23 protein-coding genes and 1 tRNA gene are annotated in these 24,424 nt (G+C 65.1%); 15 read left to right on the top strand and 9 right to left on the bottom strand.

What is annotated here, in order from left to right:
• Positions 1-13: 13 nt before the first annotated feature.
• The 9 genes from PRN20_RS10630 (at position 14) to PRN20_RS10590 (ending at position 11,865) form a co-directional block, all read left to right on the top strand.
• The gene (locus PRN20_RS10630; RefSeq protein ID WP_273957320.1) at positions 14-1,402 is read left to right on the top strand and encodes an ADP-ribosylglycohydrolase family protein; all 1,389 of its coding nucleotides are present in this window, start codon (positions 14-16) and stop codon (positions 1,400-1,402) included.
• Between the two features lie 150 nt (positions 1,403-1,552).
• A complete protein-coding gene (locus tag PRN20_RS10625) occupies positions 1,553-2,050 on the top strand; it encodes a GAF domain-containing protein (RefSeq protein ID WP_273957319.1) in 498 nt (165 codons plus the stop codon).
• Between the two features lie 89 nt (positions 2,051-2,139).
• Positions 2,140-3,066, top strand: a complete 927-nt coding sequence (locus PRN20_RS10620; RefSeq protein ID WP_273957317.1) for an ABC transporter permease — start codon at positions 2,140-2,142, stop codon at positions 3,064-3,066.
• On the top strand, positions 3,063-4,235 hold the full coding sequence (locus PRN20_RS10615; RefSeq protein WP_273957316.1) for an ABC transporter permease: 1,173 nt from the start codon (positions 3,063-3,065) through the stop codon (positions 4,233-4,235). The genes PRN20_RS10620 and PRN20_RS10615 overlap by 4 nt, the downstream gene beginning before the upstream one ends.
• On the top strand, positions 4,232-5,245 hold the full coding sequence (locus PRN20_RS10610) for an ABC transporter ATP-binding protein (RefSeq protein ID WP_273957315.1): 1,014 nt from the start codon (positions 4,232-4,234) through the stop codon (positions 5,243-5,245). Before PRN20_RS10615 ends, PRN20_RS10610 begins: the two co-directional genes overlap by 4 nt.
• Complete coding sequence (locus PRN20_RS10605) at positions 5,242-6,243, top strand: ABC transporter ATP-binding protein (protein ID WP_273957314.1); 1,002 nt, start codon at positions 5,242-5,244, stop codon at positions 6,241-6,243. Before PRN20_RS10610 ends, PRN20_RS10605 begins: the two co-directional genes overlap by 4 nt.
• A gap of 64 nt (positions 6,244-6,307) precedes the next feature.
• On the top strand, positions 6,308-7,897 hold the full coding sequence (locus tag PRN20_RS10600) for a peptide ABC transporter substrate-binding protein (protein ID WP_273957313.1): 1,590 nt from the start codon (positions 6,308-6,310) through the stop codon (positions 7,895-7,897).
• A 223-nt stretch (positions 7,898-8,120) separates the two neighbouring features.
• Positions 8,121-9,803 carry an aspartate-alanine antiporter gene (gene aspT / locus PRN20_RS10595; RefSeq protein WP_273957312.1) on the top strand — a complete coding sequence of 561 codons (1,683 nt, stop codon included), beginning with the start codon at positions 8,121-8,123 and terminating at the stop codon, positions 9,801-9,803.
• A gap of 202 nt (positions 9,804-10,005) precedes the next feature.
• Positions 10,006-11,865 carry an ABC transporter ATP-binding protein gene (locus PRN20_RS10590; RefSeq protein ID WP_273957311.1) on the top strand — a complete coding sequence of 620 codons (1,860 nt, stop codon included), beginning with the start codon at positions 10,006-10,008 and terminating at the stop codon, positions 11,863-11,865.
• 135 nt (positions 11,866-12,000) lie between these two features.
• On the opposite strand, the gene PRN20_RS10585 is transcribed toward PRN20_RS10590, so the two are convergent.
• The 7 genes from PRN20_RS10585 to PRN20_RS10555 all read right to left on the bottom strand — a co-directional run bounded on the left by PRN20_RS10585 (position 12,001) and on the right by PRN20_RS10555 (position 19,096).
• Entirely contained in the window at positions 12,001-13,143 is a 1,143-nt protein-coding gene (locus tag PRN20_RS10585; protein WP_273957310.1) for a Gfo/Idh/MocA family protein, read from the bottom strand.
• A 2-nt stretch (positions 13,144-13,145) separates the two neighbouring features.
• On the bottom strand, positions 13,146-13,889 hold the full coding sequence (locus tag PRN20_RS10580) for a sugar phosphate isomerase/epimerase family protein (RefSeq protein ID WP_273957309.1): 744 nt from the start codon (positions 13,887-13,889) through the stop codon (positions 13,146-13,148).
• Positions 13,886-14,656, bottom strand: coding sequence for a sugar phosphate isomerase/epimerase family protein (locus PRN20_RS10575; RefSeq protein WP_273958059.1), 771 nt, complete (start codon positions 14,654-14,656; stop codon positions 13,886-13,888). The genes PRN20_RS10580 and PRN20_RS10575 overlap by 4 nt, the downstream gene beginning before the upstream one ends.
• 124 nt (positions 14,657-14,780) lie before the next feature.
• Positions 14,781-15,854 carry an ABC transporter ATP-binding protein gene (locus PRN20_RS10570; protein WP_273957307.1) on the bottom strand — a complete coding sequence of 358 codons (1,074 nt, stop codon included), beginning with the start codon at positions 15,852-15,854 and terminating at the stop codon, positions 14,781-14,783.
• Positions 15,855-15,860: 6 nt separating this feature from the next.
• Positions 15,861-16,787: a carbohydrate ABC transporter permease gene (locus tag PRN20_RS10565; RefSeq protein ID WP_273957306.1), complete on the bottom strand. Its 927-nt coding sequence runs from the start codon at positions 16,785-16,787 to the stop codon at positions 15,861-15,863.
• A complete protein-coding gene (locus PRN20_RS10560) occupies positions 16,787-17,743 on the bottom strand; it encodes a carbohydrate ABC transporter permease (RefSeq protein ID WP_273957305.1) in 957 nt (318 codons plus the stop codon). Before PRN20_RS10560 ends, PRN20_RS10565 begins: the two co-directional genes overlap by 1 nt.
• Positions 17,744-17,857: 114 nt before the next feature.
• Positions 17,858-19,096 carry an ABC transporter substrate-binding protein gene (locus PRN20_RS10555; RefSeq protein WP_273957304.1) on the bottom strand — a complete coding sequence of 413 codons (1,239 nt, stop codon included), beginning with the start codon at positions 19,094-19,096 and terminating at the stop codon, positions 17,858-17,860.
• Positions 19,097-19,332: 236 nt separating this feature from the next.
• Here PRN20_RS10555 and PRN20_RS10550 point away from each other — a divergent pair, with 236 nt between their 5' ends.
• The 5 genes from PRN20_RS10550 to PRN20_RS10530 all read left to right on the top strand — a co-directional run bounded on the left by PRN20_RS10550 (position 19,333) and on the right by PRN20_RS10530 (position 22,573).
• Complete coding sequence (locus PRN20_RS10550; RefSeq protein WP_273958058.1) at positions 19,333-20,358, top strand: LacI family DNA-binding transcriptional regulator; 1,026 nt, start codon at positions 19,333-19,335, stop codon at positions 20,356-20,358.
• A 108-nt stretch (positions 20,359-20,466) separates the two neighbouring features.
• Positions 20,467-20,709: a hypothetical protein gene (locus tag PRN20_RS10545; RefSeq protein WP_273957303.1), complete on the top strand. Its 243-nt coding sequence runs from the start codon at positions 20,467-20,469 to the stop codon at positions 20,707-20,709.
• Positions 20,710-20,805: 96 nt separating this feature from the next.
• Positions 20,806-21,666: an MBL fold metallo-hydrolase gene (locus tag PRN20_RS10540; protein WP_273957302.1), complete on the top strand. Its 861-nt coding sequence runs from the start codon at positions 20,806-20,808 to the stop codon at positions 21,664-21,666.
• Between the two features lie 11 nt (positions 21,667-21,677).
• Positions 21,678-21,753: transfer RNA gene (locus PRN20_RS10535), tRNA-Arg, on the top strand.
• A gap of 31 nt (positions 21,754-21,784) precedes the next feature.
• Positions 21,785-22,573: a YdcF family protein gene (locus PRN20_RS10530; RefSeq protein WP_273957301.1), complete on the top strand. Its 789-nt coding sequence runs from the start codon at positions 21,785-21,787 to the stop codon at positions 22,571-22,573.
• On the opposite strand, the gene PRN20_RS10525 is transcribed toward PRN20_RS10530, so the two are convergent.
• The gene (locus PRN20_RS10525) at positions 22,570-23,028 is read right to left on the bottom strand and encodes an ArsR/SmtB family transcription factor (protein WP_273957299.1); all 459 of its coding nucleotides are present in this window, start codon (positions 23,026-23,028) and stop codon (positions 22,570-22,572) included. The genes PRN20_RS10530 and PRN20_RS10525 overlap by 4 nt on opposite strands.
• Positions 23,029-23,171: 143 nt before the next feature.
• Between PRN20_RS10525 and trhA the strand changes: the two genes are divergently transcribed.
• Positions 23,172-23,858, top strand: coding sequence for a PAQR family membrane homeostasis protein TrhA (trhA, locus tag PRN20_RS10520; protein WP_273957298.1), 687 nt, complete (start codon positions 23,172-23,174; stop codon positions 23,856-23,858).
• Here the strand turns inward: trhA and PRN20_RS10515 are convergent.
• Positions 23,845-24,297, bottom strand: coding sequence for a DUF192 domain-containing protein (locus tag PRN20_RS10515; protein ID WP_273957297.1), 453 nt, complete (start codon positions 24,295-24,297; stop codon positions 23,845-23,847). The two genes, trhA and PRN20_RS10515, sit on opposite strands and share 14 nt — an antisense overlap.
• Positions 24,298-24,424 lie beyond the last annotated feature (127 nt).

Genomic DNA, 24,424 nt, shown 5'->3' with positions numbered 1-24,424 from the left:
ACGAAGGTAGCCCATGAAAGCCTGGGAACTGACCCGCGACCTGCTGCGCGACACCATGCCGATCGTCCGCACTGCCGAAGAGCAGACCTGGGACGCCAGCGCCATCATGAACGGCGGCGACATGCTGGTGGCGATGTACTGGCAGAGCAACGTGCCCGGCTCCGCCGCGCCCGAATGCCTGATGGCCGGCGCGCTGCAGTCGATGGAGAGCAAGGGGTACAAGCTCGCTCCCTATGAGGACCTGCTGAAGCAGGGCCTCGACGCTCTGGCCGCCAAGAATTACGAAGCGCTCTACACCATCGACTACCGCCTGCGCGCCATCATGCGCGCCGCCGTGGCCGATCCCAACCACAAGAGCCAGAAGACCCTGCGCTACGCCGACTGGGCCGCGTTCGATGCCGATGTGAACTGGCCGGCCGACACTGCCGTCGACGTCGCCAGCGCCGACTTCGTCGATCGCACCCGCGCCGCTTGGCTGGCGCAGCTGGTCGGCGCTGCCGCCGGCACGGCGCTCGAGGGCTACACCGCCGAAAACATCGCCAAGGTGTTCGGCCCGATCCGCGACTACGTGCGCGAGCCCAACACCTATAATGACGACATCACCTTCGAGATCGCCTTCCTCGAAGCCTTCGCCGACAAGGGCCACGCCGTCACCGGCGCCGATATCGCCGAGCGCTGGACCGCGCTGATCCCGATGGGCTGGTCGGCCGAGGCCGTGGCGCTCGCCAGCATCCGCCGTGGCCTCCTGCCGCCGCTGACCGGTTCGCTCGACAACCCGTTCGACGAGTGGATCGGCGGCCAGATGCGCGGCACCATCTGCGGCATGGTCGCCCCCGGCCAGGCCCGTGAGGCCGCCCGCCTCGCCTGGATCGACGCCGAGATCTCGGCCGCCGGCAACGGCATCCTCGGCGAGGTGTTCAACGCCGTGCTCGCCGCCCGCGCCTACACCGAGACCGACAGCAAGGCGCTGCTCACCTCGACCATCGCCCTGTTCTCGACCCGCACCGAGTACGGCGCCGTCCTCGCCTTCGCGCTCGACGCCTGCCGCAATTCGCCGGACTGGCAGACCGCCTGGGCGAAGTGCGACGCGGAATACGTCGAGTACAACTGGATCCACGTCTACCCGAATGCCGCCGCGCAGGTGGTGGCGCTGTGGTTCGGCAACGGCGATTTCGACCTGACGCTGGAGATCATCTGCGGCATCGGCCACGACGTCGATTGCAACGCCGCCCAGATGCTCTGCATCCTCGGCATCCAGCAGGGCAGCAGCATCATCGACGACCGCTGGTCCGCCCCGCTGCTGGTCGACGACATCGTCACCTACATGCGCCGCCCGGCCAAGATCGCCTTCGACGACCTGGTCGGCCAGACCGTCGAAGCGGTGCGCAAGGCACGGAAGTAAGCAACGCCACGTCCCTCTCCCCGCAGGGTGAGAGGGACGTGCATGCGGTCATGCCGAACTGCATGCCTGCCCCGCAACGCCAGCCTGGTGCGCGGTTGCTGCCGCGGCGCCGTCTGGACATCTTCAAGCCGCGCAGGAATCATCGACGACATGACGCAGACATCGCCGCAGATCGCGTTCGCCGACGCCCTTGCCACGTATCGCACCGAGCGCGACGTCGGAGTGGCGCTGCATCGCCTTGCCGAAGCGACGGTTGGCGTGAAGCTGTTCACGATGACAGCCGACAATCCCGCGGGCGGATATGTGCGACGCGTCTATTCGAGCGACGAGACGGCCTATCCGGTGCTCGGCACCAAGCCGATCGTGTTCGACGAGACCTACCGCAAGATGACCGAGGAGCGATTCGTCTACGTGGCGAACTCGGTCGAGGCGATGCGCGCTGACTTCCCCGACCTCGACCTCATCGTTTCGCTGGGCTGCGGTTCGGCGATCAACATGCCGATCGTCGCAGGCGGCGAGATGCTCGGAAGCGTCAATCTCTTGCACGAGGAAGGCTGGTACACGCCCGAGCGCGTCGAGGCCGCGCGACTCCTGACCGTGCCGGCGATCGCCTGCTTCCTGATCCTGCGCAGCCGCTTCACCATCTGATGGTTGCGCGGGCGCCGGCAAGGTGCTGATATGCCTCCAATTATAGTGGGGCTAAAGTTGAGCGTGGTGGGACAAACGGGGCAGCCGGCATGACCGCCTATGTCTTGCAGCGGCTGGCGCTGATGCTGGTGACGCTGTTCGCCATCATCACCCTCACCTTCTTCCTGATGCACGCGGTGCCCGGCGGGCCGTTCGTCTCCGACAAGATGATGGCGCCGGAAATCCAGGCGGCCATCAACGCCAAGTACCACCTCGATGACCCGATCTGGGTGCAGTACCTCAATTACCTGCGGGGCATCGCGACCTTCGACCTCGGGCCGTCGTTCAAGTACGCAGGCATGAGCGTCAACGAGATCATCGCCCAGGGGCTGCCGACGACGCTCAAGGTCGGGGTGCTGGCGCTGATCTGCGTCGTCTCGCTGGGTGTGCCGCTCGGCATTGTCGCGGCGCTCAACCGCAACCGCTGGCCCGACACGCTGGTGATGGTGATCGCCACCATCGGCGTCGCGGTGCCGTCCTATGTCATCGCGACGGTGGCGCTCTACTTCTTTGCGCTGCGCCTGGGCTGGGTCCCGACCTTCGGCCTCGACGACTGGCGCGGCTACTTCCTCCCGGTCTTCGCGCTGTCGGGCTTCTGGATTTCGTTCATCGCGCGCCTTGCCCGCTCGAGCCTGCTCGAGACGCTGCAGATGGACTACATGACCACCGCCAAGGCCAAGGGCCTGAAGCCCGGCCAGATCCTCTTCAAGCACGGACTGCGCAACTCACTGATCCCGGTCGTGACAGTGCTCGGACCGGTCGTCGCCAACCTCATCACGGGGTCGTTCGTGATCGAGCAGATCTTCGCCCTGCCCGGCATCGGCCGCCACTTCGTGCTGTCGATCACCAATCGCGACTACACCGCGATCATGGGCATCACGATCTTCTACGCAGCGGTGCTGATGGTGATGATCTTCATCGTCGACATGCTGTACCTCGTGCTCGACCCGCGCATCAAATACCGCGAGGCGCGATGAGCGATATTCACGTCGCCCCCGAGATGTGGAAGCCGGCTGCCCGGATCGCGGGCGCGGCCGAGCAGATCGCGGCACCCAGCCTCACCTACTGGCAGGACGTGCGCCAGCGCCTGTGGCGCAATCGGCCGGCCATGCTCGGGCTGGGCTTCATCATCGTGCTGGTCATCGCCGCGATCTTCGGCCCGATGGTGTCGCGGCACAACTACTACGACCAGGACCTGAAGCTCTCCAACATCCCGCCGGTGTTCCAGGTCTATGAGGTGACGGACGAGAGCGGCGCGACCACGCGCTTCTTCTTCAACTCCGGCAACCTCAACCTCTACGAGGTGACCGACGACGGCCGCATCGCCGGTCTCATCCGCGGCAAGAAGGACCTGCTGAAGAAGCAGACCGTGTTTGCCTTCGGCGATGTCGAGGTGACCCTCAACGCGGCAACCCAGACGCTGACGCGCGGCGGCGGCGTGGTGCTGGCTGCGGGCGGCTGGCAGTGGAACATGAGCAACCTCTTCGGCACCGACCAGCTCGGCCGCGACGTGCTCGCCCGCCAGCTCTACGGCGCACGGATTTCGCTGACCGTCGCGCTGGTCGCAACACTGGTGAACTTCTTCATCGGCGTCTTCTACGGCGGCATCGCCGGCTACCTGGGTGGTCGCGTCGACACGCTGATGATGCGCGTCGTCGAGGTGATCTCCACGATCCCGCTGACGCTCTACGTCATCCTCATCATGGTGGTGTTCAACTCCGGCTTCTTCTCGGTGATCATCGCCATCGGCTCGGTCTACTGGGTCGACATGGCCCGCATCGTACGCGGGCAGATCCTCACGCTGAAGCAGCAGGACTACGTTGCCGCGGCGCGGACGATGGGCGCCTCGACCGGCCGCATCCTGACGCGTCACCTGCTGCCCAACTCCATCGGCCCGATCCTCGTCGCACTGACGATGCTGATCCCGAGCGCCATCTTCATCGAGAGCTTCATGAGCTTCATCGGTCTCGGCGTCACGCCGCCCGAAGCAAGCTGGGGCACCCTGACATCGGAGGCCGTCGAGACATTGCGGGCCTATCCGTACCAGATGTTCTTCCCGGCGGCCGCCATCAGCCTAACCATGTTCGCCTTCAACTTCCTCGGCGACGGCCTGCGCGATGCACTCGATCCGAGGCTGCGCACATGAGCCAGCCCCTTCTGTCGGTCAGGGATCTGCGCACCAGCTTCTTCACCTCACGTGGCGAGGTGCAGGCGGTGCGCGGGGTGTCGTTCGAACTCCGGCCCGGCGAGATTCTCGGCATCGTCGGCGAGAGCGGCTCGGGCAAGTCGATCACCTGCATGAGCCTGCTCGGGCTGCTCAAGAGCAACGGCAAGGTGATCGCCGGCTCCGCCCTGTTCGAAGGCGAGGACCTGCTGCAGCTCGACGATCGCGACCTGCGTCGCCTGCGCGGCGACGAGATCGGCATGATCTTCCAGGATCCGATGACCTCGCTGAACCCCACGCTGACGGTCGGCGAGCAGGTGATCGAGACGATCCTGAGGCATCGTCGCATCTCCCGAGCGGCGGCGCGGCAACGCGCCACCGAGCTGTTCGAGCTCGTGCGCATTCCGTCGGCCGCCAAGCGGCTCCGCTCGTATCCGCACGAGTTCTCGGGCGGGATGCGGCAGCGGGTGATGATCGCCATGGCCCTGAGCTGCGATCCCAAGCTGCTGATCGCCGACGAGCCGACGACCGCCCTCGACGTCACCATCCAGCGACAAATCCTGGCGCTGCTGCGAGAATTGCAGTCGCGGCTGGGCATGGCCGTGATCCTCATCACGCACGACCTCGGCGTCATCGCCGAAACCGCCGATCGCGTGCTGGTGATGTATGGCGGCATGGTGATGGAAGAAGCACCGGTGCGCCGCATGTTCGCCCGGCCGAGCCACCCCTACACGCGCGGTCTGCTCGCCTCGATTCCCGACCTCCGCGATGGCACGCACCAGCGGCTGACGCCTATCCCCGGCTCGCCGCCGGATATGCGCCGCCCGCCCGCCGGCTGCCCCTTCGCCCCGCGCTGCCGCAACGCGATGGCGCAATGCGTCAAGGCGCTGCCACCAATCTACGAAGTCGACGCAGGCCATGGGTCGCGCTGCTGGCTGCACCATGCCGAAGCCCCGCGCGTCGAGGGTATCAACGAACTGGTGCCGGCATGAGCGACACGCCCCTGGTCGAACTGCGCAATCTCACCAAGCACTTCACGCTGTCGAACGGCCTGTTCGGCCGCGGCAAGGTCGTGCTCCGCGCCGTCGATGGCGTTGACCTCACCATCAATCGCGGCGAGACGCTCGGCCTCGTCGGCGAAAGCGGATGCGGCAAGTCGACCCTCGCCCGCACGTTGATCCGCCTGTTCCAGCCAACCTCCGGCGAGATGCTGTTCGATGGCATCGACATCGCCGAAATCGGCGAGCGGCAGCTCGCGCCGTTCCGCCGCCGCATGCAGATGATCTTCCAGGATCCGTATGCGTCGCTGAATGGACGCATGACTGTGCGGAACCTGATCGCCGAGCCGCTCGAGATTGCAGGCATCGGCGACGCAGCCTCGCGGCTGGCCCGGGTCGACGAACTCATGGACCGGGTCGGCCTCAACCCCGACCACGCCACGCGCTTCCCGCACGAGTTCTCCGGCGGGCAGCGCCAGCGCATCGGCATCGCCCGCGCCATCGCGCTCAACCCTGACCTCGTGATCTGCGACGAACCGATCTCGGCGCTCGACGTGTCGATCCAGGCGCAGGTGGTCAACATGCTCGAGGATCTGCAGGACGAGTTCGGCCTGACCTACCTTTTCATCACCCACGACCTGTCGATGGTGCGCCATATCTCGGATCGGATCGGGGTGATGTATCTGGGCAAGATCGTCGAGCTTGCCCCCAATGACGCCCTCTATCGCGCCCCGGCGCATCCCTACACGCAGGCGCTGCTCGCCTCGATCCCGGTCGCCGATCCGACGGCGCGGCGGGACACTGCGCCGATGCGCGGCGAGATCCCGACTGCCGTCGACGTCCCTTCGGGCTGCCGCTTCCGCACGCGCTGCCCCTTCGCCACCGACCTTTGCGCTTCCGCCGAGCCTCCACTGCGCGAACTCGACGGAGGCCATTTCGCCGCCTGCCACTACGCCGAGAAGGTGATGGCCAGGCAGATGGAGGCTGCGTGACGTCACGCGGCCGCCGACTTTCGCAGGACCGGCTCTCGGTCCGGATTCAACAGGGAGAAACGTCATGCTGAAGACTGCGCTGCTGCCAGCCCTGGCCGCACTGCTGCTCGCCTCCGCCAGTCCGGTCTGGGCCGCGGGCGAGCTGACCTACGTGGTCAACAACGAATCCGCCAAGTACGATCCCGGCACCACGGCCGAAACGTTTGCCACCCCCATCATCGGCAACGCCTTCGAGGGCCTGGTGAAGTATGCCTCGGACGGTTCGATCGTTCCGGCGCTCGCCGAAAGCTGGACCCTCAGCGATGACGGCCTCACCTACACCTTCAAGATCCGCGACGCCGCCAAGTGGTCGGACGGCAAGCCCGTCACCGCCGGCGATTTCGTCTACGCCTGGAAGCGCGTGCTGACCCCGGCCTCGGGCGCCATGAACGCGCCGATGCTCTATTCGATCGTCGGTGCCGAGGAATACTTCGCCGACCAGAGCAAGGACAGCGTCGCGGTCAGCGCCACCGATGACAAGACGCTGACCTTCACGCTCAAGCAGCGCGTCCCCTACATGCTGCAGTTGCTCGGCTTCTCGACCTTCTTCCCGGTGCGCGAGGACATCGTCTCCGCCAATCCCGATGGCTGGACGACCAAGCCCGAGACCTACATCGGCACCGGCCCGTTCAAGGTCACGGCGATGAACTTCGGCGAGTCCGTCGTGCTCGAGAAGAACCCCGACTACTACAACGCCGAGAACGTCAGCCTCGACAAGCTGACCTTCCGCCTCATCCCCGATCCGGCTACCGCGCTCGCGGCCTACGAGGCCGGTGACGTGGACGGGATCGAAGCCGTGCCCTCGCCTGAAATTCCGCGCCTGTCGTCGGAAGATGGCAACGGCTTCCTGGTCGTGCCGGCGCTCGGCACCACCTACGCCTTCTTCAACCCTGCGCAGAAGCCGCTCGACGACGTCCGCGTCCGCAAGGCACTCTCCATGGCGATCGACCGCGAGGAGATCGTCGAGTTCGTGCTGCAGTCGGCCGATCAGCCGGCGCTCGCCCTCGTGCCGCCCGGCATGAACGTCGCCGGCGAGGACTTCACCGACGGGCGCGACACGTTCGGCCTCGCGCCGACCGCTGAGGTCGACGCCGCCAAGGCGCTGCTCGCCGAAGCCGGCTACCCCGACGGCGCAGGCTTCCCCGACACGGTGTTCGTGACCTACTCGTCGCCGCCGATCGAGAAGCTGCTCGAGGCCATCCAGCAGATGTGGAAGAAGAACCTCAACATCGACGTGAAGATCCAGGCGTCCGAGTGGCAGGTCTTCTACCCCGAAGTGCAGAAGGTGCAGTACCAGATCGCGCAGATGGGCTGGGGCGCCGATTACCCGCACCCGATGACGTTCCTCGACAACTTCGTCACCGGCAGCCCCAACAACCTCGCCGGCTGGTCGAACGCCGACTACGACAAGCTGATCGCCGACGCCAAGGCGACCGGTGACGAGAAGGTGTCGCTCGACGACATGCGCAAGGCCGAGGCGATCATCATGAACGAGATGGTCATCCTGCCGCAGTACCACCGCAACCAGTACATGATGATGAAGCCCTACGTGAAAGGCTTCTGGCGCTCGCCGCTCAACGTCCCCTACTTCGACGCAGTCACCGTCGAGAAGTGATCAAACGGCGAGGCCCGGCGCCAGCTGGGCCTCGCCTCACCAGTCGGAGTGGGCCTTACCAAGGGCCCATTTCGAAGGCCGCCCGGAGCCACGTGCCGGGTTTGACCCAAGTGTCAGGAAATTGTCTGCACCGTGGCAATCGTGGCGCAACTGAGAGCTGCTAGGAACTAGCCCGCGGCGTATCGCGGAGACCTTGCTCCGCGTTGAGCTCGGGACGTCTGCCATGATCGATGGCCTCGTCGGCATCCTCCGGACCTATCCGTATATCGCGTTCTTTCTGACGTTGGCCCTCGGCTACCTGATCGGACAGATCAAGCTCGGCGGGCATGCGCTCGGGTTGGTCACCGGGTCGTTGTTCGCGGGCCTGCTGGTCGGTCAGCTGGCGATCGAGCTCAGTCCCGAGCTCAAGACGATCTTCCTGCTGCTGTTTCTCTTCGCCAATGGCTATGGCGCGGGACCCCAGTTCTTCCGCGCCTTGCGACAGGATGGAGTGGGGCCGCTTCTTCTGACCCTCGTGGTGTGCTTCACCGGCCTGCTCATGGTCTGGCTGATGGCGAGGCTGATGAATCTCGAGGTCGGATACGCGGCGGGCCTGTTGTCTGGCGCCCTGACCCAGTCATCCGCGATGGGTACTGCCACCGAGGCGATCATGAACCTGCCGATCCCGGTCGAGGAGCAGCAGCGGCTCGCCAACCAGGTCCCCATCGCCGATGCCGTCTGCTACCTCTTCGGGTTCTGGGGGGAAGTGCTGTTCGTCGCGGCCATCCTGCCTCGCCTGCTGGGGATCGATCTCGAACGCGAGGCAAGGGAGCTGGAGACCAAGCTGGGGATGAAGCAGGATTTCGGGCTCCAGTCCGGATATGCCGTCCACGCGACGCGCGCCTTCCTGATGACGTCGGACCGCTATGCCGATGTCGCAGCCCTCGAGGCCGAGGCGACGGCCGAGGGCATGCGGGTTTTCGTCTCGCGCGTCCGGCGCGGCGAGATCATCGAGGAGGCCGCGCCGACGACCAGGCTGCGGCAGGGCGACGTCATTGCCCTGGGCGGACAGCAGCGCTTCATTCTCGATTTCGCGGACCGGATCGGCGAGGAGGTCGACGATCCGACCCTGCTCGATACGCCCATCGAGTCTGCCGCCATCATCGTCACGAAGGGCAGTGTCGACGGACAGACGTTTGGCGAACTGGCTCAGCGCGATTTTGCCCGCGGCGTTTTTGTCACCAAGCTGATGCGCGGGCAGCAGCAGATCCCCATCACCGACGCGACCCGCATCGAGAGGGGCGACGTCCTGTCCCTCATCGGGCAGCCATCCCGGCTTTCCGCCGCGGCCGCGCATCTGGGATACCTCGAACGTTCGACGCTCGTCACCAACATGCTGACGCTGGGACTCGGGATCGCCATCGGATGCCTGATCGGGCTGCCGGCGTTCTATATCGGCGGCGTCAAGCTGGCGCTTTCGACCTCGGTGGGCACCCTTCTCGCCGGGTTGCTGTTCGGCTGGCTGCATAGCCGGCGGCCCTGGCTCGTTGGGCACATCCCGGAAGCGTCGCGGATGTTCATCGTGAACTTCGGCCTGGCAGGCTTTGTCGCCATCACCGGCCTCCACGCCGGGCCGGACTTCATTTCCGGCCTCATGGAGGTCGGGCTGGCGCTGTTCATTGCCGGTGTGATCTGCACCTGCGTGCCGCCGACTGTCGGCGTCCTGTTCGGTCGCTATGTGCTCAAGATGAACCCCGTCCTGCTGTTCGGAGGCGTCGCCGGTGCGCAGACCATGACGGCAGCCATGGTGGCGGTGCAGGACCGGGCAAAGAGCCAGGCCCCGGTGCTCGGCTTCACCGTCCCCTATGCACTGGGAAACATCATCCTCACCACGTTCGGCACGGTCATCGTACTGCTCATGACCTAGCTGTCGTTGTCGGCAGGCCCGCAGTGGCAGGCCCCTGGCCCGGCCGGTCCAATCTCTTCCGCCTTGAGAACCCGACCCACTTGCGATCGGCAGCCGGTCCACGCCTTCGGGCAGTCATCGGGGCCATCGGAAATCCGGTTGCGCGGCCGGAGCGGCAATGTAACCCATGTGGGCAAGGGGTGGTGGCTTGGGAGGGCCCAACATGTTCGGCAGAGTCTTGCGGCTTGGCCTTGCGATCGATTGGGTGCGGGTCCTGCCCATCCTCGCGTGCACGGCGCTGGCCGCCGCCCTGCCCGTCGGCGTGCCGGTGCTCCTGGGCCGCATTATCGACGCCGCGCTGCGTGGCGCGGGGCTGTTCGAGTTGCTGCCGCTCCTGGGTCTCGTCGTGGCCCTTGCCGTCGCCGCAGCTCTTGCCGAGGTGCTGGCCAACACCCTTGGGGCTCGCGTCGGCTATGGCCTCTCCTGGCAGCTGGCGCGGCGGCTCTATGGCCAGCTTCTCCGCATGCCGCTGCTGAGTTATGCCACCATCAATCCCGGCGTCTTGAACAGCCGCCTGACCAACGACATGCGCATGGTCGATCCGCTGTTCACCGCCGTCCCGCTGGCCACCGTCCACGGCTGGGTCGGGCTGGCTGCCGTCGGGATCGCGCTGGCCCTCATCAATCCCTGGTTCCTTGCCGCCTTCGCGCTCGTCCCGCTTGCCCTCATGGCAGTGCGCTTTGCCGAAGGACGCATCAACGCCACGATCAAGGACTCCTACGAGATCAACGCGGCCGTCGCCTCGCAGATCGAGAGCACCACCAGCGGCGACGCGGTCAGCCTCGTCCGGCAGGCGCGCGCCACTGGGGCCGAGGAGCACCGCTTCGCCGAGCTGGCCGACAAATCCGTTGCCCTCGCGGCGCGCATGGACAACTGGCGCGCAGTGATCAGCGCGGCCTATCGGCTGTGCTTCGATCTGATCACCGTGCTGTTTCTCGGGATCGGGGTGCTGCTGGCCTCGGCCGGGCAGATATCGATCGGCAGCGTCGTCTCGGCGCTGTTCTTCGTCGGCCTCGTGCGCCAGCCGCTGGGCGAGGTGGTGGGCCAGCGCTATCCGATGATCCGCGCCGGCATGGGGCTGGATCGCGTCGAGGCGGTGCTGCAGTCAGAGAACACGGGCCTGCCGACAGTGGTGGCTGCAGCACGCGCGCCAGGGCCCGCGCCGTCCGCTGAGGTCCTGGCGTTCGACAGCGTGAGCTACACCTATCCCGGCCGCGACGCCGTGGCGGTCAGGACGCTTTCGGATGTCGCCAGCGCCAGTTCCGGCATGACCGGGTTTCTCGCCGGAATATCTCTGACCCGACTGAACGAGGCGGCGGGCGTGGATGGGCAGGACCAACCGTCCCGGTTCCTCAACGACATCTCGTTCTCGGTTCGCCGGGGTGAGACCGTGGCGATCGCCGGACATTCCGGCTCGGGCAAGTCGACCATCATCAGCCTCGCCTGCGGCTCGATCCGGCCGTCGAGCGGTCGCATCCGCGTCGAGGGCGTCGATGCGAGCGAGTTGGCGGAAGAAGATGTCTGGCGTTCCGTCTCCCTCGTCAGCCAGGATGTCTACCTGCGCGATGCGACACTGCGCGACAACCTGAGCTATGGCGTCGGGGATGCCACGGACGACCGGCTCACCGATGCCCTGCACCAGGCCGGACTGGGTGAACTGTTGCGGCAGCTGCCTGATGGGCTGGGCACCATGGTCGGGCAACGCGGCAAGCGTTTCTCCGGCGGTGAACGACAACGCGTCGCCATTGCCCGTGCGGTGCTGCGCGATCGGCCGCTGCTCATCCTCGACGAGGCAACCTCGCATCTCGACGCCGAACGCGAGGAAGGCATCCTCGATGCCATCGACACGATCGCGGCCAACCGGGCGGTGCTCGTGGTGGCGCACCGGGCATCGGCTATCGAGCGTGCGGACCGTGTCGTCATGATCGAGCATGGCAGCGTGGTCGAGCACGGCACGCATGCCGAGCTGATCGCCGCCAGCGGCCGCTACGCCGCCATGCACCGGGCCAGCGCGACGAGTTGAGTGTCCCCTTCGCGCGAGGAACGGCCACCGGTCGATTGTGCAACGGTTGGATGTGAGCTGGTCGTCCCCGTAGTCCAAAGCATGAGGGCCCGAGCATGGCCCGGGCCCTCATGGATGGATGACGCAGCGGCTGGCTCAGCGGAGCAGCGCGCGCGCCTCTTCGATGCCGAGGGCGGCGGGGCGCTCGCAGGTGGTCGACAGCGTGATGACCTGGCCGGTTTCGCCGGCCTTGAGGATCGAGACCATGACGTCGATGGCATGGAGCGCCACGTCGAGGTCGCAGCGGGCCTTACGGCCGGTCTCGATGGAATCCATCATGTCGCTGAGGCCGGCGTTGCGGTAGTTCGCACGCGGGTTCGGCTTGTCGAGGTCCTGGTTGGCAACGCCGAACGGGTGATCCCACGGGGTGACCTTCTCCTTCTCGCCGGCGCGGTCGGTGATGGTGACGTCGCCGTTGAAGAAGTTCGGATCGGGCACGTAGACCGAGCCTTCGGTGCCGTAGAGCTCGATGTTGTGGTGGCCGTGGCTCGACACGTCCCAGCTGGCGCCCAGCGTGATGATGGCACCCGAGTGGAACTCGAGGATGGCATGGATCGTGGTCGGGGTGCCGACCTTGATCTTGGTCCCCTGGTAGGGCGAGTTGGGCGTGGTCACCTCGCGCTCGGTGCGGGCCATGCCGGTGAACGCGGTGACGCGCTTGATCGGGCCGACGAGGCTGATCAGGTCCGTGATGTAGTACGGGCCAAGATCGAGGATCGGGCCGCCGCCGGGCTGGAAGAAGAAGTCCGGATTGGGGTGCCAGTGCTCCATGCCGCGGCTCATCACGTGCATGGTGCCCGAGGCGATGCGGCCGATCTTGCCGCTGTCGATGATCGCCCGGGCCTGCTGGTGCGCGCCGCCGAGGAAGGTATCCGGAGCCGAGCCGACCTTGAGCTTGTGCTCGGCGGCGATGGCGCGAATCTCGATGCCTTCTTCGACGCTGAGGACGAACGGCTTCTCGGAATAGGCGTGCTTGCCGGCGCTCAGGATGTCCTTGGTCACTGCGAAGTGGGTCGAGGGGATCGTGAGGTTCACGATCACGTCGACCTCTGAGTTCTTCAGCAGCTCGTCCGGCGTCTGGCCCGCTACATTGTACTCCTCGGCGCGCTTCTTGGCGGCCTCGGGGATGATATCGGCGATGGCCCGGACTTCGAGGTTCTTGAACAGGGGCGCAAGGCGCAGGTAGGCGGCCGAGATGTTGCCGGCACCCATGATGCCGACGCCATAGGTCTTTGCCATCGTTACGCTCCGAGGGTCTTGATGAAGGCGATCGAGCGCGAGGCGAAGCGGTCGATGTCGCTGGGGTTGTCGTGTTCGGCGACGAAGTACTGCGCCTTGGTCTGGTTGCGGACGATCGGCCACAGGGTCTTCCACGGCACGACGCCATGGCCGGCATCGGCCCAGCCATCCTCGTTGGTGTTCTCGCCTGCCGGCGCGATGTCCTTGACGTGGACGGCGACGATGCGGTCGCCGAACTTGGGTAGCCACGTGGCCGGATCGGCCTTGCCGCGGACGATCCAGGCGACGTCGGCCTCGACGTTCACCGCGGGCGCCGCCTCGAGCAGGATGTCCATGGCGTACTTGCCGTCATAGCTGACGAACTCGAAGTCGTGGTTGTGGTAGCCGAAGGTAAGGCCGGCATCCTGGAAGGGCTTGCCGATCTTCTGCAGCTTGTCGCCGAACGCCTTCCAGCCATCGGCCGAGGTCGGGCGCTCGTTCGGGGCGAGCCAGGGGCAGACGACGACCTTGATGCCGAGCGTCTCGGCGAGCTTGAGGGTCTTCCCCGTATCCTCGAGGTCGCCGAGGCTCACATGCGCGGTCGGCATGGTGAGGCCGTTGGCGTCGAGCTGCGCCTTCAGGGCCTGGGGGTCGGTGTAGAGCGAGCCGTAGCCCTCGACATGGGTGTAGCCGAGCGCGGCGACCTTCTTGAGCACATCTTCCAATGGAAAGTTGCGAGCACTGAATAGCTGAAAGCCAATATTCATTTGGAGTTCTCTACCAAGTTCCAGGTGTGTACAGAGGCGATTGAGCGCGAGGCGAACCGGTCGACGTCGGACGGGTTGTCGTGCTCCATGACCCAATAACGGGCATTCGTATGCTGCTTGATGGCGGCCTGCAGGGCGTTCCAGTCGAGCGTCCCCTGCCCCACGTCCGCCCAGCCGTCCTCATTCGTATTCTGTCCGGCCGGAGCAATGTCCTTGACGTGCACGGCGTTGATTCTGCTGCCATATTTCTTCAGCCAGGCAACAGGATCCTGCCCGCCCTTGACCACCCAGGCAACGTCCATCTCCCACTCGTTGTGGGGCGCCGTCTCGAGCAGGATGTCCATCGGCAGCCTGCCGTTGTCGAGCGCATGGAACTCGAAATCGTGGTTGTGCCAGCCAAACCCGAACCCGCGCTTGCGGAACGCCTCACCCAGGCGGGCCAACGTCTCGCCAAGCTGCACCCACTTGGCCTCAGGCTGGTTCAGCCGCTCTTCCTTGGGAATGGCCGGGCAATAAAGAAACTTGATGCCAAGCGTCTCGGCGGTCTTCAGCGCCGTCTCGGTGTCCTGGAGCTGGGCGAGGCCGAAATGGCCGGTAGGCATGGCGAGACCATGCTTCTTCAGCGACGCAGCGAGCGCATCCGCCTCGCCATAGAGACCGCCGAACCCCTCGACTTGCTTATAGCCCAATGCCGCAAGGCGGCCGAGCACAGTGTCGAGCGGCGGGAAATTGCGCGCGCTGTAGAGCTGAAACGAAAAGTCCAACAGATATCTCCTCCGCTAAAGCGTTCGCCCCGGTCGTTGCCGGGGCGGCGCATCGCATGTTGATGAGGTTCGTAGCACCGGGCCGGATGCGTCGCCACGCGCCCGGTAAGATCTACGAGCCAAAAGGTCAGATGCGGTTGCCCGTCTCGGCGTTGAAGACGGAACCGCGGGCCGGATCGAAGCCGATCAGCACCTTCTGGCCGGGCTCGAGGTGGACCTCGGCGGCGGCACGGAAAGTGAGCTGCTGGCCGCCGAGCTTGGTCCAGGCGACAGTATCGGCGCCCATGGGCTCGACGATCTCGATCTCGCTCTCGACCTGGAACGGCATCTTGCGCGCCTCGTCGCCGATAGCGACGTGCTCCGGGCGGACGCCCAGCACAGCGGCACCGTTCAGCTGCTGCTCGAAGGCATAGTTCGTCAGCGGGATCGGCGTGCCCGAAACATTGATCGTGCCCCCGTTCAGGTCGCCCTTGAGGAAGTTCATCGACGGCGAGCCGATGAAGCCGGCGACGAACAGGTTCGTGGGCTTGTTGTAGATCGTGTGCGGATCGGCCAGCTGCTGGATCACGCCGTTCTTCATGATGGCGATGCGATCGGCAAGGGTCATGGCCTCGATCTGATCGTGCGTCACGTAGATCATGGTGTTCTTGAGCCGCTGGTGCAGCCGCTTGATCTCGATGCGCAGGTCATTGCGGAGCTTGGCATCGAGGTTCGACAGCGGCTCGTCGAACAGGAACACGTCCACGTCGCGCACCAGGGCACGGCCGATGGCGACGCGCTGACGCTGACCGCCGGACAGCTCGACCGGCTTGCGCTGGAGGAGCGGCTCGATCTGCAAGATCTCGGCGGCGCGTTTGACGCGAGCCTCGACCTCTTCCTTGGGCATGCGCGCCACGCGCAGGCCGAACGAGAGGTTCTTTTCGACCGTCATCTGCGGGTAGAGCGCGTAGGACTGGAACACCATGCCGATGCCGCGGTCCTTGGGCTCGTCCCAGGTGACGTTCTTGCCGGAGATGAAGATCTGCCCGTCGGAGACGTCGAGGAGGCCGGCGATACAGTTCAGCAGCGTGGACTTGCCGCAGCCCGAAGGCCCGAGCAACACGATGAACTCGCCCTGTGCGACCTCGAGATCGAGGGACTCGAGGACCTTCACATTGCCGAAGTTGAGGCTGAGATCCTTGATGGAAACGCTAGTCGTCATTGAGGATTACCCCTTCACCGCACCGGCGGCGATGCCGCGGACGAACCACTTACCCGAGATGAAATAGACCACCAGCGGAACCGCCGCCGTGAGAATGGTCGCAGCCATGTTCACGTTGTACTCGCGGATACCCGTCGTGGTGGTGACGATGTTGTTGAGCTGGACCGTCATCGGCATGTTCTCACGGCCGGCGAAGACCGTGCCGAACAGGAAGTCGTTCCAGATGCCGGTGGTCTGCAGGATCACCGCAACGATGGTGATCGGTACCGACATGGGCAGCATGATGCGGAAGAAGATGCCCCAGAACCCGGCCCCGTCGACGCGGCCGGCCTTGAACAGTTCGATCGGCAGCGAGGCAAAGAAGTTGCGGTAGAGCAGCGTCAGGATCGGCATGCCGAAGATGGTGTGGACGATCACGATGCCCGGGAGCGTGGCGAACAGGCCGAGCTCGCGCATGCCGATGATCAGGGGGTAGATCACCACCTGGTAAGGCACGAAGGCACCGAAGATCAGGATGCCGAACAGCAGTTCGGAGCCCTTGTACCGCCAGAAGCTCAACGCATAGCCGTTGATCATGGCGATGACGATGGAGACCGGCACGGAGAGCGCGGTGATCTTCACCGAGTTCCAGAAACCGGGCTTCAGGCCGTTACAGTCGCGCCCTGTACAGGCGGTGTCCCAGGCCTTCAGCCAGGGATCGAAGGTCAGCAGCGCCGGCCAGTTGAACAGGTGCCCTTCACGGATCTCAGGCATCGTCTTCAGCGAGGTGACGACCATCACCCAGAGCGGCAACAGGAAGAACAGCGCCGACAGGATCAGGAAGGCATAGACGCCGATCCGGCCGATCGTGACGGACTTTGGCCTGGGGCCGCGCGGGCCCGAGGTATCGATGGCGCCAGTCGGGAGGCGCGAGGAAATGGCTTCGGTCGTCATCAGGTCCTCGCTGCCTTGCGCTTGGCGTTCCACTGGAACAGATACTGCAGACTGATGATCACCATCACCGGCACGAGCATCATGGTGGCCGCGGCCATGCCCTGACCGACATTCGCACGATCAGTGATGTGCTGGATGACGTAGATCGCGGGCATCTGTGTGGAGACGCCCGGACCGCCCTGGGTCATGGCGATGACGATGTCGAACACGCGGACAACGCCGGTAGCGGACAGGATGAAGGCGGTCGCGATGGCGCCCTTCATCATAGGCAAAACGATGAACAGATAGGTCTTCCACGTCGGGATGCCGTCAACCTTGGCGGCCTTCCAGATTTCGGCGTCCACTCCGCGCAGGCCGGCCAGCATGATGGCCATGGTCACGCCGACGCCGTTCCACAGCCCGCCTAGGACGAGACCGTAGAGAGCGGTCTCCTGCTTCACCAGTGGCGCGAACTCGAAGCTCGTCCAGCCAAGCTGGCGCACCGCGGACTGAATGCCGAGGTTGGGGTCGAACATCCACTGCCAGACGAGGCCGGTGACGACCAGCGACATGGCGAAGGGATAAAGAAAGATGGAGCGGAACAGATCTTCCTGCCGGATGCGCTGGTCCATGAAGACCGCCAGCAAGTAGCCGAAGACCATACCAACGATCATCGAAAGAACGCCGTACACGAAGACGTTCTGCACCGAGATGATCCAGCGGTCGGTGCGCCACAGGCGCTCGTACTGGGACAGCCCGACGAAATTGAAGTTCGGGAACAGCTTGGAGCTGGTGAACGACCAGATGATCGAGAAGATGATGCAGATTACGAACACCCCGATCGCCGTGGCGATCATCGGTGTGGTACCCAGGATCGACTGGATGTTGAACTTCCGGCGCGTGCGCGGTTTGCGCCCCGCTGCCGTGCCGGCAAAACCAGGCGCCGCTCGTTCGCCAGGTTCGGCGATCTGGGTCATGGCTCACTCCCCGCGTTGTTGAAGCAACCGGCCCCGGATCCCCTGCCCACCCGGATACGCCGAAAAAAGAGCCGGGCGGTGCTTGTGGCACCGCCCGGACATCATAACACCAAATCAGTCGGCGTTCTGAAGGATCGTCACGTACTGCTCGGCCGCAGCCGCTGCAGTCATGGAGTCGTCGGCCCAGAACTGGGCAACGAGATCGTTCATCTGACCGGTGGTGTCGTTCGACTGCCAACGGCCGGCGTCGACGGCGATGTTGGCCGGGTCCTTGATGATCTCGAGGCCACGCTTCATGCAGTCGTCGGCGAGCGACATATCGACATCGTCACGGATCGGCATGGAGCCCTTGGCGTTGTTGAACAGCGCCTGGACCTGCGGGTTGACCATCATGGAAGCCATCTTCAGCTGGGCCGCCTCAACAGCCGCATCGGACTGCTTGGGGAACAGGAAGATGTCGCCGCCGGTGGAGACGGTCGGCTTGTCGAGCGGCAGGGCAAGGCAAGCATAGTCGACGCCGGCCTTTTCGCCAGCAACGCCGAACTCGCCACGAGCCCAGTCACCCATGATCTGGAGAGCCGCCTGGTCGGTCACGACGAGATTGGTCGTGTCGTTCCAGTTGCGGTTCGCCGAACCTTCATCGGAGAACTGCTTGAACTGACGGAACTTCTCGAAAACGGCGGGCATCTCTGCCTTGGCGAGTTCGAGGTCCTTGTCCTTGATGATCTTCTCGCGCTTGTCGAGGCCGAGCAGACCAGTCTGGATCACGCCGAAGGCACCGTTGATCTGCCAGCTTTCGCCGCCGATCGCGAACGGGATGATGCCGGCTTCCTTGAGCTTCGGAGCCTTCTCGAGGAAGTCATCGAAGCTGGTCGGCAGCTCGACGCCGGCCTTCTCGAAGGCCGGGACCGAGGCCCAGGCCCAGTTCCACGAGTGGATGTTCACGGGCACGCACCACCAGTGACCGTCGACGAGGCAAGCCTCGGAGATGGACGCCGGACGGATGAAGTTGGCCCAGCCTTCCTTGTTGGCCAGATCGGTGAGATCGAGCAGCATGCCGCCGGCGATCAGTTCTTCGTACTGACGGCCGGGGTTGAACTGAGCCGCACCCGGCGGGTCACCGCCGAGGATGCGCTGCAGCGTGGCCGAGCGAGCGTTTTCGCCGCCGGCGATAGCGGTATCCACCCACTTGTCGCCACCGAGCGCGTCGAACTCACGGGCGAAGACCGACACGGCGGCCTGTTCGCCACCAGACGTCCACCAGTGAATGACTTCGACGTCCGCGGCGCGCACGGCGGTGCTGCCAAGCAGGGCGGCGGCCACCAGGGCCACCACCGACACGACTGACTTCATAATGTATCCTCCCAACGTTCACCCAGGAGCGATGCGCCCCTCGCGAAATGCACACAGCAACTCAGGGCCCCCTCTGAACGGGCCGGCCTCTGGAGCCAACTGCGTGTAATCGATTACACCGCGCTTCGGAGAAGATCAATGCAATCGATTGCAGGAGTTTCAGACATTCCTTGCGCGGCTGTCAAGGTCGATCTAGACAGAGTGAGAGCGCAGCGGAATTGGAGCGCTGCTTGACCATGATCTCTGGGAAGAAAACGCCGACAATTCAGGATGTTGCGCGGCACGCAAGCGTGTCGGCAGCGACGGTCAGCCGGGTCCTGAGCTCGCCCGAACGCGTGTCGGAAACAACGCGCGAACGGGTCACCGCTGCCGTGCGCGAGACCGGCTACACGATCAACCAGGCAGCCCGTTCGCTGCGCCTTAAGGCAGCGCGGACGATTCTGATGGCGGCTCCGAACATCGGAAATCCGTTCTATTCGACGATCGTCGACGCCGTGCTGAGCGAGGCGGCGGCACGCGGCTACAGCGTGCTGGTCGCCAGCAGCATCGGCGACGACCCCAACCTGTGGCTGCGCGACTACCTGCTGTCGACGCGGGCAGACGGGCTGCTGCTGTTCGACGGCTCGCTCGACACCAAGCGCCTGCACGGGCTGGACGAAGGCGGGGTCAGCCTGCCGCTGGTCGCAGCCTATGATGAGATCCCCGACCCCGAGATCAACTCGGTGATCACCGACAACCGCCTCGCGGCGAAGCGCGCCATCCGGCACCTGGTCGAACTGGGGCACAGGCGGATCGGTCACGTGACCTTCCCGTCGCGCAACGGCACCACGAACGAGCGGCTGATCGGCTACCACGAGGCAATGACGGAAGCCGGGCTCGAGACACATCCCGAGTGGATGGCGCTGGGCAACTACAACATGCCCTCGGGAGCCGCGGCCGCCGAGCAGCTGCTCGCGCTCAAGCAGCGGCCCACGGCCGTCTTCTGCGCCAACGACGAGATGGCGATCGGCTTCGTACACCAGATGCGGAAGGCCGGCGTCGAATGCCCGCGGGACATTTCGGTGATCGGCTTCGACGACATCACCGTCGCCGAGTACTTCGACCCGCCGCTGACCACGATGCGGCAGCCGCGCGAGCAGATCGGCCGGATGGCGACACGCTCGCTGATCGACATCATCGAAGGAATCCAGCCGGAGGACGAACCGGTTCACCTCGTCCTCATGTCGGACCTGATCGTCCGCAAGAGCACCAGGGCAATCTAGCCGTCACGCACTTGCACCGCGGTCTGCTATATGTTCGCGCGGCTGCGCCGCATGACCGGGCAACCGAAGACGTTCTGGAGCGTTGCGGGGGCTGGAGTTTGATGCGGCATGACGGTCAGAATTCTCGTTCACCATGACGGCGCCGGCTGGCGGATAGCGAGCCCGGAGCGTGATCTCGACATGTCGGGCCGCCCCAGGCCCTACACACAGCGCGACGAAGCGATATCCGATGCGCTGTTTGCTGCCCGCATGCTGCGGGCCCTGGGCGAAGCGGCCGCTGTCTATGTCGAGAATAGCGATGGACTGCGCCTCGTCGCCGACGAGGATACCCAGGTCTGGCGCAAGCACTAGGCGATCCGCCCGCGGAATGGCTGGGCGGCGCTGAGCGGGGGTTGTGCACCCACCAGCCGTAGTGAACCGTGGCGCGAGGACCTGGAGGGACGGCACTTGCGCATTCATCATCTCAACTGCGGTACGCATTGCCCTATTGGCGGGGCGTTCTTCGACGGCACCAGCAAGGGAGTGCTGGGCAACCTATGCACCCATTGCATGCTGCTCGAGGGCGATGACGGGCTGGTGCTGATCGACACGGGCTACGGGCTGCAGGACGTGCTTCATTCGCCGCCGCGTCGCCTCGCCTACACCTGGCCGCTGGTTCTCAATACCCGGCTGAGGGAAGCCGACACCGCCCTGCGGCAGATCGAGGCGCTGGGATTCCCGGCCAGCGACGTGCGGCACATCGTGCTGACGCATCTCGATTTCGACCATGCCGGCGGGCTCGAGGACTTTCCGCAGGCCCGAATCCACGTGATGGAAACGGAGCGCGACGCCGCCGAGCACAAGCGGCGCAGCTTCGTCGCCAGGCAACGCTACCGCCCGCTGATGTGGGACGACGTACGCGATTGGCGTACCTATGCGGCCGGGGGTGAAGCCTGGTTCGGGTTCGAAGCGGTCCGGGCGCTCGATGGTCTGCCGCCGGAAATCCTGATGATTCCCTTGCCCGGCCACACGCTCGGCCATGCCGGTGTGGCGATCAAGACGTCCGATGGCTGGCTGCTCAATGCAGGCGACGCCTATCTCAATGCCGGCGAACTCGCGCCCAAGCCGCATATGCCGCTGGGGCTCAGAATCTACGAGCGCATCATGGCGACCGATGCGCCGGCGGGCCGCGCGAACCTCGATCGGCTGCGCGAGCTCAAGCGAAACCACGGCAGCGCCGTCGATATTTTCTGCAGCCACGACAACGCCGACCTCGAACGCTTGCGCGAGGTCGTCACAAGGACTGACAATCCGGTGGGATTGCGCTAAACGGGCGCCATGGCCTCGTAGCTCAGGGGATAGAGCAGCAGCCTTCTAAGCTGTTGGTCGGAGGTTCGAATCCTCCCGAGGTCACCAAGCTCTCAGGCGTATTGGAGGAGCCTGGGGCATGTTCCCGTACCTGACGCGCATCTTCTGGCTGCTGGCTCAGCCGCTGTCGATCGTGGTGCTGCTGCTCCTAGCGGGATTCGCGCTGAGCTTTCTGAAGCGGCGGTGGCCGGCTCGGGTGGCGGTGGGGATGGCGTTCGTCATCCTGTTTGCCTGCAGCTTCACAACCTTCGGCTATGTGCTGATCACGCCGCTGGAGACGCGCTTCGTCCGGCCGGCGGAGCCGGCGCGGATCGATGGAATCGTGGTGCTGGGCGGGGGGCTCGACGGCGAGGTGAACACGGTCCGCGGCGGCTGGGAGCTGAACCGGTCGGGCGACCGCTTTGTCGAGGCGCTGCGGCTCGCGTTGAAGCATCCCGAGGCGAAGGTGCTTATCTCGGGTGGGCCGCCGGCGCTGGTGCAGCAGGAGCCGGAGGCAGATGCGGGGCGGCGGATGTTCGAGGCGTTCGGCGTCTCCGCCGACCGGATCATCACCGACAACAAGTCGCGGAACACCGAGGAGAATGCCCAGTTCGCCAAGGAACTGGCGGGGCCGGTTGAGGGGCAGACCTGGCTACTGGTAACCTCGGCATTCCATATGCCGCGCTCGGTCGGGCTGTTCCGCAAGGCGGGGTTCGACGTGGTGCCGTGGCCTGCCGACTATCTCGCCAGCGGCGCGGAGGGCTGGAGGATCAAGCCGGATCAATCAACCGAGAACCTCGCCGTCGCCAACATGGCGCTGCGCGAGTGGATCGGGCTGCTCGGCTATCACCTCACCGGCCGGATCGACGAGCTGGTGCCCGGCCCCTAGAAATCGAAGAAGGAAAGCTGCGGTGTGGGGGCTGGTGCGGCGGGCTTTGCCATTGGCTTGGCCTCGACCGAAGGAGCCTTGGCGGGCTTCTTCGGTACCGCCGGCTTTGATTTGACCACGATGGTGGAGCGGGGCTTCTTCGCGACGGCAGCGGAGGCCTCGGCCTTCGCCGGGGCTTTCTTTCTTGCCTTGGCCGCGGTGCCGTGGACCTCGATCCACTTGCTGCCCGAGCCCAGCACCGCGCGCTGGAACGAGTAAACGTTCTCCCTGCCCTGCTTCACCTCAGCGACGAGGCCGGCCTCCTTCAACACGCGCAGGTGGCGCGAGATGGCCGGACGGCTGATGTCGAAGGCGGCCGCCAGCTCGTGCACTGGCCGCGATTTCTGGTGCAGCATCTCGAGCACCTTCAGCCGCGTTGGGTCGGCAAGGGCGGAAAAAAGCTCCGGGAGGTTCATTTATCGTTCCGAAACAATGGCATGGCGGACCATCGTAACAGCTGCGTTACCTGTCAAGCGATCGGAGCCCGGAAGTCTTGACTGTGACGGTCCGATGACGGGATTGTCACAGCTTATTTTCGTTTGCGTACCCGGGACTTGCCGTGACGACCGAAACGACCATCCCGCGAACCTGGTGGACACGAGGCCGGCCCTTCACTCTGGCCGAGCTGATCGCCGACGGGATCGTGCATGGCGTCGGCATCGTGGCGGCGGTGTCGCTGGGTGCGGTTCTGCTGGCCTTTGCCGGATATGAAACGGCGCCGCGCGAGCTGCCGGCGCTGGTGATCTATGTCGCGAGCCTGTTGCTGGTGCTCAGCATTTCGCTGGCCTTCAACCTCTGCCCGATCAACGCGCCGGCAAAGCGGACGCTGGCGCGGCTGGATCAGGCGGCGATTTTCCTTTTCATCGCGGGGACTTACACGCCGTTTCTGGTCCTACTGGGGGCGACGCCGTCCAACATCATCCTGGGGCTGCTGATCTGGGGGGCGGCGCTGACGGGGATGGCGCTCAAGCTGTTCGTGCCGGCCCGGTTCGGGCGCGGCGCCATCGTGCTCTACCTGGGGATCGGGTGGAGCGGGGTGTTTGCCCTGCAGGCGCTGGCGGCACATCTGCCGGCCATGGCCCTCTGGATGCTGGTGGGCGGGGGTGTCTCTTACAGTGTGGGACTGGTGTTCCACCTGTCAGAGCGCATGAACTTCCACAATGCTATCTGGCACGGCTTTGTTGTCGTCGGCGCGAGCCTGCATCTATGGGCCGTGCTCGACTGCATGGTGATCAGCCGCCTTTGATGCGCGGGTGGACAACGCGGTCGCCCGGCTTCAATCCAAGCTCCACCGACCGGCCACCCGGAATCTCGAGAACGAACATCACCGGACCATCGGACGGGATGCCGGTGGGGTCGTGGGGGATGGCGTTGACGTGGATATTGGCGATCAGCCCATCGGCGGTGATGAAGATCATGTCGAGCGGGATGAGCGTGTTGCGCATCCAGAAGCTGACCTCGCGGCTCTCCTTGAAGTCGAAGAGCATGCCGGCATCGGGTGCAAGCGTGGTGCGGTACATGAGTCCCTGGGCCCGGCTCTCTGGCGTGTCCACGACTTCGACCGTGAAGACGTGCTCGCCCCCCTGGGACTTGATGATCAGCCTACTGTCGTCGGCACAGGCCGCGAGCGGCAGGAGCAGGAGCACGAGAAGCGCGCCTTGGAGGGCCTTGAGGAGTGAGCGCATGGAGGGAACCGGGAGCCTCTTTGGGAGTGACGGCAGTCTATCCGGATACGGACGCTGCGAAAGGGGGAAACGGCCTCTACTTGTCCCCTCCCCCGGCATCGTCTAAATCGATGCGCCGAACCCGGAC

This window comes from Devosia sp. ZB163, assembly GCF_028613635.1.
Classification (GTDB): domain Bacteria; phylum Pseudomonadota; class Alphaproteobacteria; order Rhizobiales; family Devosiaceae; genus Devosia_A.
The sequence above is the reverse complement of the archived record's forward strand: the minus strand, read 5'-3'. Positions and strand labels throughout refer to the sequence as shown.

What these genes read in the sequence shown, in the direction of transcription:
- PRN20_RS10525 (WP_273957299.1), bottom strand. Translation starts at nt 23,028, where the DNA reads ATGAACCTCCCGGAGCTTTTTTCCGCCCTTGCCGACCCAACGCGGCTG.
- aspT (WP_273957312.1), top strand. Translation starts at nt 8,121, where the DNA reads ATGATCGATGGCCTCGTCGGCATCCTCCGGACCTATCCGTATATCGCG.
- PRN20_RS10610 (WP_273957315.1), top strand. Translation starts at nt 4,232, where the DNA reads ATGAGCCAGCCCCTTCTGTCGGTCAGGGATCTGCGCACCAGCTTCTTC.
- PRN20_RS10625 (WP_273957319.1), top strand. Translation starts at nt 1,553, where the DNA reads ATGACGCAGACATCGCCGCAGATCGCGTTCGCCGACGCCCTTGCCACG.
- PRN20_RS10630 (WP_273957320.1), top strand. Translation starts at nt 14, where the DNA reads ATGAAAGCCTGGGAACTGACCCGCGACCTGCTGCGCGACACCATGCCG.
- PRN20_RS10530 (WP_273957301.1), top strand. Translation starts at nt 21,785, where the DNA reads ATGTTCCCGTACCTGACGCGCATCTTCTGGCTGCTGGCTCAGCCGCTG.
- PRN20_RS10585 (WP_273957310.1), bottom strand. Translation starts at nt 13,143, where the DNA reads ATGGCAAAGACCTATGGCGTCGGCATCATGGGTGCCGGCAACATCTCG.
- PRN20_RS10515 (WP_273957297.1), bottom strand. Translation starts at nt 24,297, where the DNA reads ATGCGCTCACTCCTCAAGGCCCTCCAAGGCGCGCTTCTCGTGCTCCTG.
- PRN20_RS10605 (WP_273957314.1), top strand. Translation starts at nt 5,242, where the DNA reads ATGAGCGACACGCCCCTGGTCGAACTGCGCAATCTCACCAAGCACTTC.
- PRN20_RS10590 (WP_273957311.1), top strand. Translation starts at nt 10,006, where the DNA reads ATGTTCGGCAGAGTCTTGCGGCTTGGCCTTGCGATCGATTGGGTGCGG.
- PRN20_RS10565 (WP_273957306.1), bottom strand. Translation starts at nt 16,787, where the DNA reads ATGACGACCGAAGCCATTTCCTCGCGCCTCCCGACTGGCGCCATCGAT.
- PRN20_RS10550 (WP_273958058.1), top strand. Translation starts at nt 19,333, where the DNA reads ATGATCTCTGGGAAGAAAACGCCGACAATTCAGGATGTTGCGCGGCAC.
- PRN20_RS10600 (WP_273957313.1), top strand. Translation starts at nt 6,308, where the DNA reads ATGCTGAAGACTGCGCTGCTGCCAGCCCTGGCCGCACTGCTGCTCGCC.
- PRN20_RS10560 (WP_273957305.1), bottom strand. Translation starts at nt 17,743, where the DNA reads ATGACCCAGATCGCCGAACCTGGCGAACGAGCGGCGCCTGGTTTTGCC.
- PRN20_RS10615 (WP_273957316.1), top strand. Translation starts at nt 3,063, where the DNA reads ATGAGCGATATTCACGTCGCCCCCGAGATGTGGAAGCCGGCTGCCCGG.
- PRN20_RS10620 (WP_273957317.1), top strand. Translation starts at nt 2,140, where the DNA reads ATGACCGCCTATGTCTTGCAGCGGCTGGCGCTGATGCTGGTGACGCTG.
- PRN20_RS10545 (WP_273957303.1), top strand. Translation starts at nt 20,467, where the DNA reads ATGACGGTCAGAATTCTCGTTCACCATGACGGCGCCGGCTGGCGGATA.
- PRN20_RS10555 (WP_273957304.1), bottom strand. Translation starts at nt 19,096, where the DNA reads ATGAAGTCAGTCGTGTCGGTGGTGGCCCTGGTGGCCGCCGCCCTGCTT.
- PRN20_RS10570 (WP_273957307.1), bottom strand. Translation starts at nt 15,854, where the DNA reads ATGACGACTAGCGTTTCCATCAAGGATCTCAGCCTCAACTTCGGCAAT.
- PRN20_RS10580 (WP_273957309.1), bottom strand. Translation starts at nt 13,889, where the DNA reads ATGAATATTGGCTTTCAGCTATTCAGTGCTCGCAACTTTCCATTGGAA.